The organism is Paenibacillus sp. NPDC093718 (assembly GCF_050279985.1).
In the GTDB taxonomy this organism is placed as follows: Bacteria; Bacillota; Bacilli; order Paenibacillales; family Paenibacillaceae; genus Paenibacillus_AQ.
Map to the genome: position 1 here is coordinate 60800 of NZ_JBNNUS010000011.1, position 13763 is coordinate 74562.

Below are 13763 nucleotides of genomic sequence, written 5' to 3' on the forward strand. Positions count from 1 at the left end.
ATGGAGTCCCTTGGTGAACTGCTGGATAGCATGAAAAGTCCTGCGCTCCGGCGCAGAACCGAGCAGATTATGGAGGATTTGCTCAGGAATTCTCTGATTCAAGCATTGCGGAGCGAATACCCTGAGATCGATGACCGGGTCATTCGTTTGAATTTAAGCAAACTGTATCAATATGCGGGAGATCAGGCCCACTGCAAGGCATGTCCGGGTCTGGACCGGTGTCCGAATGATTTCCAGGGACATTACAGCAAGCTGGATATCCAGCGAATGAACGGAACCGTGGAGATCTATGAGCGAAAGGCGCCGTGTTCCCTGCAGATTGCGAAGACCAATGAGGATCAGATCAAGAAGCGGATTCGCAGCTTTTATGTCGATGAGCATGCCTTGAACGAAGGTTATGACAATATGGAGATTATGGCGAAGGACCGTCTGCGGGCACCTGCGGTGCACCAGGTGTTTAAGTACATCCGGGATACGAAGGAGAATGGCTTGTCTCCGCGCGGCTTGTATCTCACCGGTTCGTTTGGTACCGGGAAAACATACCTGATGGGCTACCTGATGCATGAGCTCGCAAAAGCGGGTCATTCGGGCGTGATCGTCTATATGCCTGATTTCGTGGAAGATCTGAAGACCATGATGCAGGACGGCCAGAAGCTGAAGGACATGGTGGAGACGATGAAGCATTGCGATCTGCTGATCTTTGACGATATCGGAGCGGAGAATTTGAATCCGTGGGTTCGGGATCATGTCCTCGGTTCCATCCTGAATTTCCGGATGAACCGGCTGCCGACCTTCTATACGTCGAACTATCCGCTCGACGGGCTTGAACAGCATCTGAGCTTCACGAGCAAGGATGGCGAGGAGCTTCACAAAGGGCAGCGGTTGATGAACCGGATTGCGCCTTTTGTGGATGTCGTTCATTTATTCGGGGAGAACCAGAGAGGGAAGTTCTAGACGTTTGCAACGACGCACATGAGCACAGTGGACAAACGTCCCTTGAATCGTAAAAAGTCTGATCCCGTTAGCGTATGGAACGCGGCAGGGATCAGACTTTTTATTTAACGCACAAGGAGTCATCAAGTATTAGCCGACCAAGAACTTGATAATGACGAATCCGAAAAAGATGATGGTCATGAAACCAAACATCCCCACGAAGCCCATCATCAAATCGCCAAAGTCATTGCGTGGTTCTTCATTGATGTGCTCCCGTGGATCGTTAACGCGTACGTTTACATCCATGGTGCTTGCCTCCTCAAAAGGTGAACATGCCGTGCCAACACGAAAAACTTGACAGTCACCCGACTTGTTACTAGTAGTATACCCAATGCGCAAATCATTTGTAAAGATTGCATAAAAATCCCGTGAAATCCTCTTTCTTTAGGTGAGTATATTTCACTTTTTCCGGCCGATTGTGGTATACTAAATTCGTCGACCCATTCGACAATTAAGTTCGTACTATATGTAAAATTATCCGTGAGGAGGAGAATATAATGGCTATCGTAAACGTTACCGATCAATCCTTTGTAAGTGAAGTGGAAGGTCAAGGAACGGTTGTAGTTGATTTCTGGGCGCCATGGTGCGGTCCTTGTAAAATGCTTGCTCCGATTTTGGAAGAGCTGTCAACAGATCTTGGTGATGCTGTGAAAATTGCAAAGGTGAACGTGGATGAGAATCCGGAATCTGCTGCACGCTTTGGCGTAATGAGCATTCCGACCATGATTTTCTTTAAAGACGGCCAGCCTGTCGATAAAGTGGTAGGTCTGAACTCCAAAGAAGCCTTGAAGGGCATCATTGCAAAACATCAATAAGCAGGATTGGCCATAAACTGCAATCTGCTTTCATACAGCGCCTTCGGTGAAACCCGGAGGCGCTTTGTGTGGTTACTCATAGTGTTTTATATTTAGGGTTAATACTATATAATCTCCTTGGAGAGGAGGGACAGCATGGACGATTTTTCCAATCAGCTGCAGGAGCAGGAGAAGGCGCTGGAGAATATTCGCCACAAGTTAGCATTGCTGCCGGACCAACCCGGCTGTTACTTGATGAAGAATCATGAAGGCACGATTATTTATGTTGGCAAGGCCAAAGTGCTGAAGAACCGGGTACGCTCTTATTTTACCGGAAGCCATAACGGGAAGACCCAGATGCTGGTTTCGGAAATCCGCGATTTCGAGTACATTGTAACCGGCAGCAACATGGAAGCGTTGATTCTGGAGTGCAACCTGATCAAAACCCATCAGCCGAGATTTAACGTACTGCTGAAGGATGATAAAACCTATCCGTATCTTAAAATAACGAATGAAGAGCATCCCCGTCTGGAAGTGACCAGAAGGGTGCTTAAAGATAAAGCCAAATATTTTGGTCCCTACCCGAATGCTTATGCGGCACAGCAGACCAAGAAGCTCCTGGACCGGATGTATCCTTTGCGCAAATGCGGCGTCATGCCAAAAGAAGTATGCTTGTATTATCATATGGGGCAATGCTTGGCTCCATGTGTGAAGGAGATTCCAAAGTCTGCATATGAACAGATCACCGGGGAGATCACTTCATTTCTGAGCGGCGGGCATGAGGAGATCAAGAAGGAACTGCAGCGCAAGATGCAGGAGGCCGCGGAGGATTTGTATTTCGAGCGTGCCAAAGAGCTGCGGGATCAGATCATCCATATCGATACGCTAATGGAGAAGCAGAAGATTACGACGACGGATACGCGGGACCGCGACGTATTCGGTTACGCTGTCGATAAAGGCTGGATGTGCGTACAGATTCTGTACATGCGCCAAGGGAAAATGGTGCAGCGCAACAAATCCGTTTTTCCGTTCTACGGCGATGCGCACAGTGACTTTATGTCTTTTATAGCCCAGTATTACAGTGATAATCCTGCATTGCCGCAGGAAATTCTGCTGCCTGAGCCTCTGTTGATAGACGAGGCTGACCCGGAGTCGGTTACGGGAACGGGTGCGGACCAAGGTGTACGAAGCGCCGAGGCAGCCGTGGATTCGGCGAATCCGCTTTCCGCAGGGACATCCGATGAGCAGCAGGCAGCCCTTGCCGAGGCACAGGAAAAGCAGGCGGAAGCTGCGGGCATCGTGGATGCAGCCGGAGGGGCTGCCGCCCTGCAGGAATGGCTCGGCGTGAAGGTGCATGTCCCGCAGCGCGGCTTGAAGAAACAGATGGTGGGCATGGCGTCGGATAATGCAAAGGTGTCCTTAGACGAGAAATTCCGCTTGATTGAACGCGATGAAGAACGCACCTCGGTTGCAGCGGCGAATCTGGGCGAAGTGATCGGCCTCCAGTCGCTGAACCGGATCGAGGCATTTGATAACTCGAACATTCAGGGTACCAATCCGGTATCGGCCATGGTTGTATTCACCAACGGAAAACCGGACAAGAAGGAATACCGCAAATACAAGATCCGTACCGTGCTGGGACCGGACGATTATGATACAATGCGTGAAGTGATCCGGCGGCGGTACGAGCGTGTCTTGAAGGAGAACTTGCCGCTTCCTGATCTGATTGTGGTCGATGGAGGGAAGGGACAGATTTCTGCCGCCGTCGATGTATTGGAGAATGAGCTGGGGCTGTTTATCCCGGTCTGCGGGCTTGTGAAGGATGCCAAGCATAAAACAGCGCAGCTCATGGTCGGAGACCCGCCGGAGCCGGTTACGCTGCCCCGGGACAGCCAGGAGTTCTACTTGCTGCAGCGCATTCAGGATGAGGTTCACCGTTTTGCGATTTCCTTCCACCGCGAACAGCGCGGCAAATCGATGGTATCCTCCAAGCTGGATTCCATCCCGGGCATTGGAGAGAAGCGTCGCAAGCTGCTGTTGAAGCATTTTGGCTCAGTCAAAAAAATAAAAGAGGCTTCAGTCGAAGACTTCAAGCCCCTTTCAATCGGTGAGAAATTAGCAATGGAGATTCTTAAGGTACTTCGTGAGGAGGAGTCGTGAAATACGGCTTCTCTTTTTTTGTTGGATTGAAACGGTAAATCGCATACGCGACGATCGCCGGAAGCACCATGTAGAAAGCACCGATCAGCATGTTGCTGGTGTCCTTGAGCAGGATCAGGCTAATGCCCATCAAGATGCTGTTAAAGATGACATGGGAGAACATGGCCGCCAAATACCCGTATTTCAAAAAGATGTAGCTGAACAGCAAGCCGATGATAACCAGTTCAATGGGCCGGGAAATTACAGGGTATATCGGATAGAGTGTATGCCCGAGCGCCCAGATGATCGACGTGATCAAACTGGCCACGAACGTATTGCGGACGATCTTTTTTAACATTTTGATGCCGAACAGTCGATAGACGGCCTCCTCGGATATGCCGGCCAGCCAAGCCATCAGCGGAAAGAGCCAAGGATAGAGCATGTTGTAAGGCGACTGTGTGGCATCCGTGGTGGACCATGTATTCAAGGTCAGGCCCAGAACGACAAAGATAATGGATTGGACCCCAAGCAGGATGAAAGCCCACATATACCCCAGCTTCATGCTGTCCAGTACATAATGACCATATCCGGGTTCTTTGGCGCGCGGCCATGGATTGAGCCCGTCTTCTTTGAGCCATAGCCCGCTGCCTCCGACAAGGGAGAAATAGAGCAGCGCGGAGAAGATGAGCGAATAGACTGCATAGAAGATCATCATCCCGAGTATACCTGTTTGCGACATCCCCTCAGATTTGAAAACGGGAATCAGATTGTACGTATTCAGCATTTGAATGACAAACGGCAGCGCCGATAGGAACAGGCCGCGCTTAAACGACGTATAGGCTCTGGTCTTCACGCTGTACACAATCGCAAGAATGCCAAGGATGAGGGTGAACAGGCCATACCCTGCGAGCGTCAGCAGCGTGGCATCCTGAGTCTGCTTGTTGACATAGGCGGAATGGGCGGCCGGGACCGAAAAAGATGGCTCATAGGAGCGTAATTTCCCCTGCTCGAAGGTGAAACGGTGCTCCAATCTGGAATCGCCGATCTTGGATTCCGGGTCCACATACCGGAGCCGGGGTTCTCCTTCCCGGGTAACCAGCTCCAGTTGCGACGGATCATAGCCCGCTCGCTGGAGCCAAGGCTCCGCGAGAGCTTGCTTCTCGGCTAATGACATGCCGTCCTCAACAACAAGCAGCATCTGCCTTTGCACATCGCCCTTGTTCAGCTCAATCCGGTCATAGCTGGAGCGGGCGAAATCGTACGAGAAGCCGACGATGCCTGAATTTTGCATGTGCACGTCCACATTGAGGGCATTGCCACCCGGCTCGCTGAAGCGAACGCGGTATACGTCATAGGGATATTTGGCTTCATAGGTTTTGTTGTATTCCGAAAGTCTCTTTTCCTTCGCCAGATATCCGTAAAGTTCCGATTTGGATTGATATGTAACCAGCGTGTCATCCGTTTCCGCAGCCGTAAACTGCAAAAACTCCTGAGCAAAGCTTGCAGCCGCTTGCCGAGCCTGCTCCTTGGATATGATATTCGGAGATGCCATTTCGGTCGAATCCGGATTCGTCGACGGAAACACCTGAAATAATAGGAACAGAATCAGGCCGACTGCGGCAGGCGCGATGAGCTGCTGCAGATTGGGCTTCAGCTTCAAGGCCTCTCTTGCACGATTCATGAAATTCCTCCTCTAAGAAAGTTGATACTCCCACTGGTATTCGATATGCCTGATTAAGAACGCATAGAGTCAATATAACATAGTTATGAAAGTCATAAGCAGCTTATCCCAATATCCGGAATAATGAAACAAATCGATGAAAATGAATGAAAGGTTTCGAAAACGTTAGAGAACCCTATGCTTGTATTCTTGAATATGCCCAATTCGCGCTCTTTTAAAGATTTTTTGGGTGAAAAACGGCATTGGGTTACGTACCGGATTGCGATATAATCACATCATGCTTCAAGGAACCGAATATTCCAGCCGAATTTCGTACTGAAAATGGGGGAACCATGTAATTGGGGTGAATTTCATTATTCCTAGAATAATGAATAGGGCGACCTGTGAAAATGCCCGAATCCGTCAGCTAACCTCGTAGGCTGCAGCACAGGAACCAGACCGTAAAGGGCACTGCGTTTTCCAGTGTCTTTTTTTCTTGATTTTTTTTAAGAAGGTGACCGATTGAACTCTAAATTTAACTGGCTCAGGTTGTCTCCGCCGCAGATTCTCGTGCTTGGTTTCGCGGCCATTATTTTCATCGGGACGGCGCTGTTAATGCTGCCGATATCCACAAGTACAGGTGAACCGCTGGAATTTATCGATGCCTTGTTCACTTCGACATCGGCAACTTGCGTAACGGGTCTGGTTGTGGTGGATACAGGAACGACATTCAGCTCCTTCGGAGAGATCGTGATCATGCTGCTGATCCAGATCGGCGGGCTCGGATTCATGACGATGGCCACTTTGTTTGCCTTGGCTCTCAAAAGGCGCATATCGCTCAAGGATCGCCTCATTCTGCAGGAAGCGATGAATCAGTCCTCGATGGAAGGAATCGTAAGGCTGATTCGCAGAGTGCTCCTGTACTCCCTGATCATCGAGGCCTGCGGTGCCTTGATTCTATCGATCCGCTGGGCGTTTGATATGCCGATCGGCCAAGCGATTTATTATGGCGTTTTTCATGCGGTCACGATGTTTAACAACGCCGGTTTCGATTTGTTTGGCGATTTTCGGAGTTTGACCGGTTATGTCTATGATCCTGTAGTCAACGTTGTCGTGATGTTTTTGATTGTGTCAGGCGGCATCGGTTTTATCGTATTATCCGATCTGATTGATTTCCGGAAACAGCGGAGACTTTCCTTGCACTCCAAAGTAGTGCTCACCATGACGGCTACCTTGCTGCTGGTTGGATTTATCGTCATTCTTATTTTTGAATTCACCAATCCGAGGACGCTCGGTTCCCTGAATTGGGGCGGAAAATTCTTCGGCGCGTTATTCCAATCCGTAACGCCGCGTACAGCGGGCGCGAATACTATAGATATTACGGGGCTTAGACAGGCCACGCAATTTTTTATCGTTATTCTGATGTTTATCGGAGCATCCCCAGGGTCAACCGGGGGTGGTATCAAAACAACAACCTTCACCATTATGGTGGGGGCGGTCATCGCCATGATGCGCGGGCGCGAAGACATCGTCATGTTCCGTTATCGCCTGGCCCAGGAGCGGGTGCTGAAGGCACTGACCATTGCGTTACTGGCACTGCTGCTCGTTCTAACCGTATCGATGATTCTGTCGACGACAGAGGAGGGGGACTTCCTGGAGATCCTATTCGAAACGACGTCCGCCTTCGGTACGGTGGGTCTCTCCATGGGCTTAACGCCAGATCTGACGGTGTTCGGGAAGGTTTTGATCAGCATTACGATGTTTGCAGGGCGATTGGGGCCTTTGACGCTTGCTTATGCACTGGGGCCGAAAAAGGGTAAAGAATTATATCGTCATCCGGAAGGCAAAATGATTATTGGATAAGGAGTACTGGAGAGACATGAAACCAAAGCAATTTGCAATCATCGGTTTGGGACGATTTGGCGCCAGCCTGGCGCTTGAACTGATGGAACAGGGATATGAGGTGCTCGGCATCGACCGCAATGAAGAGGTTGTCGAGGATATGAGCGAGCTGCTGACGCACACGGTGGTGGCGGATGCTACCGATGAAGAGGTGCTTAAATCGCTCGGTATTCGTAACTTCGACTGCGGCATTGTTGCGATCGGAAACGATATTCAGATGAGCATCTTATCCGCCATCTTGTTGAAAGAGCTTGGTGTCGCCATGGTCGTTGCCAAGGCGATTTCGGTGCTGCACGGCCGGGCGCTGGAGAAGCTGGGCGTGGACCGGGTGATCTTTCCGGAACGGGATATGGGGATCCGGGTAGCTCACCAGCTGGTCACGCCCAATCTGCTTGACTATATCGAATTATCCAAGGACTATCTGATTGTGGAGATGACGGTCACGGACTGCATGGACGGAAAAACGCTTAGCGAGCTCAATACGAGGGTTCGCTACGGTGTCAGCGTGGTGGCCCTGAATAAACAATCCGGCATCATCGTAGCGCCGACAGCCATGGATGTGGTGAACTCCGGCGATATTATGGTCGTTATCGGCTCCAATGATAATGTGGATCGCTTTGAGTCTGAGGTCGTGAATATGCTCGAAAAATAAATATAGAAGAAAAAAACCTGACGGTCCTATATACCGTCAGGTTTTCTTCATTTTGTCCTCCTCCAGCTTACGGAACAGAATTTCCGTTTCATCAATCCAGCGGCTAGCCGCCTTGCTCAGCTCGGAGGCTTGGCCGTAGATCAGCGAAGTCGTTCGCCGGGTTTCAATGAGTGCCGGAATATGAATGTCGACAAGTCCGTTATCGGACAACAGCTGCGGCCTCAGATAGGATTTGGGCAGCAGCGCGGCCGCCTTGCAGGTCGGGATGAGCCTGACGATCGCTTCGAAGGAGTCGATCTCCATGCGGATATCCGGCATTATGCCCCAGCGGTGGAACAGGTCATCGGTCAGCTTGCGGTACCAGGTTCCAGTAGAGAAAATGATCATCGGCAAGCCTTGAAGCTGCTCGATGCCAACATCCTCGAGCTCAGCCAGCGGGTGTGAAGACGGGATGACAAGCTCCAGATGGTCATCAAACAACGGAATGCAGTTTAATCCAGGCTGGTTGATGGAGGAGGCAACAATGCCGACATCGACGCGCTTATCTCTTACATAAGAAACGATCTCATGGGTCTTGCCGGTAATCAGTTTGATTTCGGCCGCGGGATGACGCTCCATGAATGCGTTAACGAGCGGGGGCAAGGTGGTCTGAAGGGTGGTCAGGCTGGCCCCCAGATTGATCGAGATCTGATCCCCCTCCCGGTAATGGGCCAACGTCTGCAAGAATTTGATCTGCTGCTGCCGCTGTTCCAAGGCAAAGGTGTAGACAATCTGTCCGATGGAGGTAAGCTCCAGCCGTTTGCCCCGGCGGTTGAACAGCTGCAGCCCGAGCTGGTCCTCCAGCTTGGCTATTTTCCGGGACAGGGCTGGCTGGGACAAGTTAAGCAGCTTGGAGGCCTGGTTTATGCTGGATTGCTCTACAACGACGGCGAACATGTCCAGTTCTTCGAACATGGAATTCCTCCTATATAAAGTAGACATGCGTGCAAAACATTGCTTATGCGTATAGATTATAACGATTAATAATTATATTGCAATTCCATTATAAGAAAAAAAGGAGTAACATGAAACATGACACAAGTTGTTCACACGATTGCCGAAATCGGCAGCTTTTTGTCGTTGCAACGATTTAATGCTAGTTCATCAAGGCCGGTTTAGATGCCAAGTGGCTTCCTGATTCACTTCGTGATCAAAAGCGGGCTTTGTGAACAACCTCTTTAGGACAGGGTAAGTGTAATTGTTCTGAAAATAGGAAAGATTGAAAATGAAAACGCTGCACATTGGAAAGGGGAACGTCAACTGATGAAAGGGTATTATTCCAGAAAGCTGCATTCTTTACTCGGTGTCATACCGCTTGGAGCATTTTTGCTCAGCCATATGATTTCCAACTTTAAGGCTTTCGAGGGTGGAAAGGAAGGCTTCGCAAGCGCGGTCCATTTTTTGAACAGCATGCCGCTGGTATTTTTCCTCGAGCTGTTCCTGATTTGGCTTCCACTGCTATATCACGGCGTCTACGGGTTATACATTGCTTACCAGGCGAATAACAACGTGGGCAATTACAACTATGAACGGAACATCCGCTTCACCATCCAACGGATCACCGGCGTTATTACGTTCGTTTTTGTTATCTGGCATATGTACGATACGCGTTTCCAAATCATGATCGGCAAAATCACGCATGACGATTTGGGCGCCACGATGCACGGCATCATGAACAATCCGGTTCTGTTTGCTCTGTACGTCATCGGCGTTGTTTCCGCAACCTTCCACTTCGCTAACGGCCTGTGGGCGTTCCTCGTCAGCTGGGGCATTACCGTCGGTCCGCGGGCGCAGAAGGTATCCACTTACATCTGCATGGGCTTGTTCGTATTGATGAGCGTGCTGTTTGTTCTTGCTATGACAGCATTCCGCGGTTCCGAATTCCAGGCGGCGACGGCAGCGATCGATGTAGTTAAGACAGTCTTAAGTTAAGGGGAGTGAACGAAAAATGGCATCTAATATTATTGTAGTGGGCGGCGGCCTCGCCGGGCTGATGGCAACCATCAAAGCGGCAGAAGCAGGAGCTCACGTTCATCTATTCTCACTTGTACCTGTTAAACGCTCTCACTCCGTGTGTGCGCAAGGGGGCATCAATGGAGCCGTGAATACGAAAGGTGAGGGTGACTCTCCTTGGGAGCATTTTGACGATACGGTGTACGGCGGCGACTTCCTTGCGAATCAGCCTCCGGTCAAAGCGATGTGCGAAGCGGCTCCGGGCATTATCCACTTGATGGACCGCATGGGCGTTATGTTTAACCGTACGCCGGAAGGACTGCTCGATTTCCGCCGTTTCGGCGGAACGAAGCGTCACCGGACTGCGTTTGCCGGCGCAACGACCGGACAACAGCTGCTCTATGCGCTTGACGAGCAGGTTCGCCGCTGGGAAACCGCGGGTCTTGTGACCAAGTACGAGAACTGGGAGTTCCTGAATGCAATCATCGACGACGAAGGCGTATGCCGCGGTATCGCTGCTCAGGATCTGCGCTCGATGGAGATCAAGGCGTTCAAAGCTGAAGCTGTCATTCTCGCAAGCGGTGGTCCTGGTATTATTTTCGGGAAAACGACCAACTCGGTGATCAACACGGGAACAGCGGCCAGTGCCGTTTATCAGCAAGGCGTTCATTATGCCAACGGCGAGTTCATCCAGATTCACCCGACAGCCATTCCAGGTGATGACAAGCTCCGCTTGATGTCGGAATCGGCACGCGGTGAAGGCGGACGGATCTGGACCTATAAAGACGGCAAGCCGTGGTACTTCCTCGAAGAGAAATACCCTGCTTACGGAAACTTGGTGCCGCGCGACATCGCTACGCGTGAAATCTTCTCCGTCTGCGTCGATATGGGACTTGGCATCAATGGCGAGAACATGGTCTACCTCGACCTCTCCCATAAAGATCCGAAAGAGCTGGACGTTAAGCTTGGCGGCATTATTGAAATCTATGAGAAATTCATGGGCGATGATCCGCGTAAAATCCCGATGAAGATCTTCCCGGCAGTCCATTATTCTATGGGCGGCATGTGGGTCGATTACAACCAAATGACGAACATTCCGGGGCTGTTCGCAGCCGGAGAATGCGAGTATCAATACCACGGTGCGAACCGTCTGGGAGCGAACTCCCTGGTCTCCGCCATTTACGGCGGTATGGTGGCCGGACCGAAGGCGATTGAATATGTCAAAGGCCTGAAGAAGTCCGCTGAGGATGTTTCCTCCACGGTATTTGATCGCGTAGCGAAAGAGCAAACGACCAAATACGAAGGCCTGCTCAAGATGGAAGGAACCGAGAATGCTTATGTGATCCACAAAGAGCTCGGCGAATGGATGACCAACAACATGACGGTGGTTCGCTACAATGACAAGCTTGAAGCTACCATCGGCAAAATCAAGGAATTGAAGCAGCGTTACCGCAATATCAATATGACGGATACCTCCCGCTGGAACAACCAAGGCGTGGCGTTCACGCGCCAGCTGTGGAACATGCTGGAGCTGTCCGAGGCCATGACGCTGGGTGCGCTTCTCCGGAACGAAAGCCGTGGGGCTCACTATAAGCCGGATTTCCCTGATCGTAACGATGAAGAATTCCTCAAGACAACCAAAGCGACCTGGACGCCTGATGGACCGCAGATTTCATACGAAGAAGTGGATGTTTCCTTAATCCCGCCGCGTATTCGCGACTATTCGAAAGACAAGTAAGAAGGAAGGGGGATTTACGATGTCTCAAACGGCAGCCGCCTCAAAGAGCGTTAAGTTTATTATTACACGTCAGGACAATCCGGAGACGAAATCCTATACTGAGGAATTCGAAATTCCGTACCGTCCCGGCATGAACGTTATAAGTGCGCTGATGGAAATTCAGCGCAACCCCAAAAATGCGCAGGGCCAAACGACTGCACCTGTATGCTGGGACTCCAACTGCCTGGAAGAAGTGTGCGGAGCTTGCTCCATGGTCATTAACGGCAAACCGCGCCAAGCGTGTGCGGCCCTGATTGATAAGCTGGAACAGCCGATCCGGATTCAGCCGATGAAGACGTTCCCGGTTGTAAGAGACTTGGTTATCGACCGCAGCCGCATGTTCACGGCGCTCAAGCGCGTGAAGGCGTGGATTCCGATCGATGGCACCTACGACCTTGGCCCTGGACCTAAAATGGCGGAGAAGAAGCGCCAGTGGGCTTACGAGCTGTCCAAATGCATGACATGCGGTGTATGTCTTGAGGCTTGCCCGAACGTCAACGAAAAAACGGACTTTATCGGACCAGCTGCCATTTCCCAAGTTCGCTTGTTCAATGCTCACCCGACAGGCGAGATGAACAAGGAAGAGCGTCTGGAAGCACTGATGCAGGACGGAGGCATCGAGGGCTGCGGCAACTCGCAGAACTGCGTGCGTTCTTGTCCGAAGGGCATTCCGCTGACCACGTCGATTGCGGAAATGAACAAGGATACAACCAAACACCTGTTTAAGCGCTGGCTTGGCGTTTAATCGATTTAGCTTCAACACCAAGGCGTCTGACCGGGGCATGGCTTCGGTACAGGCGCTTTTTTTGTTATATGATATAAATGATGTGTTTTAGGATATGGAAATTGAGGTGAGTCACTTGATTATCGAAAGACCTATTACGATAAAGGATATTAGCGATGACCTGGTCGCTCTGGGCGTACGGAAGGGAATGACCCTGCTGGTCCATTCCTCGCTCAAGAGCGTCGGCGGATGGGTTGTTGGCGGTCCGGAAGCGGTTATACTGGCCCTGGAAGACGTACTGGGCGATGAAGGGACACTGGTGATGCCGACGCAGTCTGCGAACTTAACCGATCCGAAGACATGGGGGAATCCTCCGGCCGACCCGAAATGGTGGGATCTGATCCGCGAAGGCATGCCTCCCTATGATCCGGCTCTGACCGTCACATCAGGGATGGGGATCATTCCGGAAGTATTCCGCAAGCAAGAAGGGGTCATCCGAAGCCCTAATCCGCATGTTTCGTTTGCAGCACGCGGCAGGGACGCGATGGAACTTATGCATTCCCATCCGCTGGATGACAGCTTGGGAGAAGCTTCACCGCTGGCACGCTTATACGAAGCAGGGGCCTACGTGCTTATGCTGGGCAGCGGCTATGGCAATAATACGTCCTTCCACCTTAGCGAATATCGCGCGGATTGGGCAGGTAAGAAGGTGGTGACCGCGCACGCGCCAGTACGCAGGGTACAGGGAATTACAGAGTGGGAGGCATTCCAGGATATCAACTATCATTCCGACGATTTTGAAGCGATAGGAGCCTCCTTTGAAGCGCAATGCACCGGTGCATATAAGCATGGCCGTGTAGGAAAGGCAGACTGCGTATTGGCTGAACAGCGGGCCATGGTGGACCATGCCGCGCAGTGGTTGGAGAAGAACCGTTAGATGCTAAACCAAGCAGTTGGACGGCTTTCGTTCGTCTCGCATACGTGTTTTGGCGCTGTTTTTTAATAAGGGATCGGCCGGATATGAACGTTGTATAAAGTGAGCAGGAGCGAAACTACCAGCGACCTCCAGGTGCATAAATACCGTTACAAGGGTAATAAAGATGTAATGGTGCGGTCTGCAGTTTCAGACC

Annotated in this window: 12 protein-coding genes and 1 riboswitch; of the genes, 9 read left to right on the plus strand and 3 right to left on the minus strand. The window is 51.0% G+C overall.

From position 1 onward, the window contains the following. On the plus strand, positions 1–954 hold the full coding sequence (gene dnaI / locus ACQKPA_RS26855) for a primosomal protein DnaI (RefSeq protein ID WP_427495511.1): 954 nt from the start codon (positions 1–3) through the stop codon (positions 952–954). 129 nt (positions 955–1083) lie between these two features. Here dnaI and ACQKPA_RS26860 read toward each other — a convergent pair whose 3' ends face one another. Further along, complete coding sequence (locus tag ACQKPA_RS26860; RefSeq protein WP_006212594.1) at positions 1084–1239, minus strand: hypothetical protein; 156 nt, start codon at positions 1237–1239, stop codon at positions 1084–1086. 251 nt (positions 1240–1490) lie between these two features. Between ACQKPA_RS26860 and trxA the strand changes: the two genes are divergently transcribed. Continuing rightward, the gene (trxA, locus tag ACQKPA_RS26865; RefSeq protein ID WP_076324831.1) at positions 1491–1808 is read left to right on the plus strand and encodes a thioredoxin; all 318 of its coding nucleotides are present in this window, start codon (positions 1491–1493) and stop codon (positions 1806–1808) included. A gap of 135 nt (positions 1809–1943) precedes the next feature. Then, on the plus strand, positions 1944–3947 hold the full coding sequence (uvrC, locus tag ACQKPA_RS26870; protein WP_427495513.1) for an excinuclease ABC subunit UvrC: 2004 nt from the start codon (positions 1944–1946) through the stop codon (positions 3945–3947). Here uvrC and ACQKPA_RS26875 read toward each other — a convergent pair. Further along, on the minus strand, positions 3919–5607 hold the full coding sequence (locus tag ACQKPA_RS26875) for a CPBP family intramembrane glutamic endopeptidase (RefSeq protein ID WP_427495514.1): 1689 nt from the start codon (positions 5605–5607) through the stop codon (positions 3919–3921). The genes uvrC and ACQKPA_RS26875 overlap by 29 nt on opposite strands. A 291-nt stretch (positions 5608–5898) precedes the next feature. Next, positions 5899–6043, plus strand: a riboswitch (cyclic di-AMP (ydaO/yuaA leader). Between the two features lie 65 nt (positions 6044–6108). Here ACQKPA_RS26875 and ACQKPA_RS26880 point away from each other — a divergent pair. Both ACQKPA_RS26880 and ACQKPA_RS26885 read left to right on the plus strand, forming a co-directional pair. Then, positions 6109–7449, plus strand: coding sequence for a TrkH family potassium uptake protein (locus ACQKPA_RS26880; protein ID WP_427495515.1), 1341 nt, complete (start codon positions 6109–6111; stop codon positions 7447–7449). A gap of 16 nt (positions 7450–7465) precedes the next feature. Beyond that, a complete protein-coding gene (locus ACQKPA_RS26885; RefSeq protein ID WP_009592874.1) occupies positions 7466–8140 on the plus strand; it encodes a potassium channel family protein in 675 nt (224 codons plus the stop codon). A 36-nt stretch (positions 8141–8176) separates the two neighbouring features. Here the strand turns inward: ACQKPA_RS26885 and ACQKPA_RS26890 are convergent, their stop codons facing one another. Continuing rightward, positions 8177–9094 (minus strand): LysR family transcriptional regulator, encoded by a 918-nt coding sequence (locus ACQKPA_RS26890; protein WP_427495516.1) that lies wholly within the window; start codon positions 9092–9094, stop codon positions 8177–8179. A gap of 348 nt (positions 9095–9442) precedes the next feature. On the opposite strand from ACQKPA_RS26890, the gene ACQKPA_RS26895 reads away from it, so the two are divergent. The 4 genes from ACQKPA_RS26895 (at position 9443) to ACQKPA_RS26910 (ending at position 13570) form a co-directional block, all read left to right on the plus strand. Continuing rightward, complete coding sequence (locus ACQKPA_RS26895) at positions 9443–10111, plus strand: succinate dehydrogenase cytochrome b558 subunit (protein ID WP_071222413.1); 669 nt, start codon at positions 9443–9445, stop codon at positions 10109–10111. A 16-nt stretch (positions 10112–10127) separates the two neighbouring features. Next, positions 10128–11870, plus strand: coding sequence for a succinate dehydrogenase flavoprotein subunit (gene sdhA / locus ACQKPA_RS26900; protein ID WP_076324824.1), 1743 nt, complete (start codon positions 10128–10130; stop codon positions 11868–11870). A gap of 19 nt (positions 11871–11889) precedes the next feature. Continuing rightward, the gene (gene sdhB / locus ACQKPA_RS26905) at positions 11890–12654 is read left to right on the plus strand and encodes a succinate dehydrogenase iron-sulfur subunit (protein WP_076324823.1); all 765 of its coding nucleotides are present in this window, start codon (positions 11890–11892) and stop codon (positions 12652–12654) included. A 115-nt stretch (positions 12655–12769) separates the two neighbouring features. Beyond that, positions 12770–13570: an aminoglycoside N(3)-acetyltransferase gene (locus tag ACQKPA_RS26910; protein WP_427495517.1), complete on the plus strand. Its 801-nt coding sequence runs from the start codon at positions 12770–12772 to the stop codon at positions 13568–13570. Positions 13571–13763: the final 193 nt, after the last annotated feature.

Bases quoted from the DNA above. Each gene is read 5' to 3' on its own strand.
- dnaI (WP_427495511.1), top strand. From the start codon at position 1: ATGGAGTCCCTTGGTGAACTGCTGGATAGCATGAAAAGTCCTGCGCTC.
- ACQKPA_RS26860 (WP_006212594.1), bottom strand. From the start codon at position 1,239: ATGGATGTAAACGTACGCGTTAACGATCCACGGGAGCACATCAATGAA.
- trxA (WP_076324831.1), top strand. From the start codon at position 1,491: ATGGCTATCGTAAACGTTACCGATCAATCCTTTGTAAGTGAAGTGGAA.
- uvrC (WP_427495513.1), top strand. From the start codon at position 1,944: ATGGACGATTTTTCCAATCAGCTGCAGGAGCAGGAGAAGGCGCTGGAG.
- ACQKPA_RS26875 (WP_427495514.1), bottom strand. From the start codon at position 5,607: ATGAATCGTGCAAGAGAGGCCTTGAAGCTGAAGCCCAATCTGCAGCAG.
- ACQKPA_RS26885 (WP_009592874.1), top strand. From the start codon at position 7,466: ATGAAACCAAAGCAATTTGCAATCATCGGTTTGGGACGATTTGGCGCC.
- ACQKPA_RS26890 (WP_427495516.1), bottom strand. From the start codon at position 9,094: ATGTTCGAAGAACTGGACATGTTCGCCGTCGTTGTAGAGCAATCCAGC.
- ACQKPA_RS26895 (WP_071222413.1), top strand. From the start codon at position 9,443: ATGAAAGGGTATTATTCCAGAAAGCTGCATTCTTTACTCGGTGTCATA.
- sdhA (WP_076324824.1), top strand. From the start codon at position 10,128: ATGGCATCTAATATTATTGTAGTGGGCGGCGGCCTCGCCGGGCTGATG.
- sdhB (WP_076324823.1), top strand. From the start codon at position 11,890: ATGTCTCAAACGGCAGCCGCCTCAAAGAGCGTTAAGTTTATTATTACA.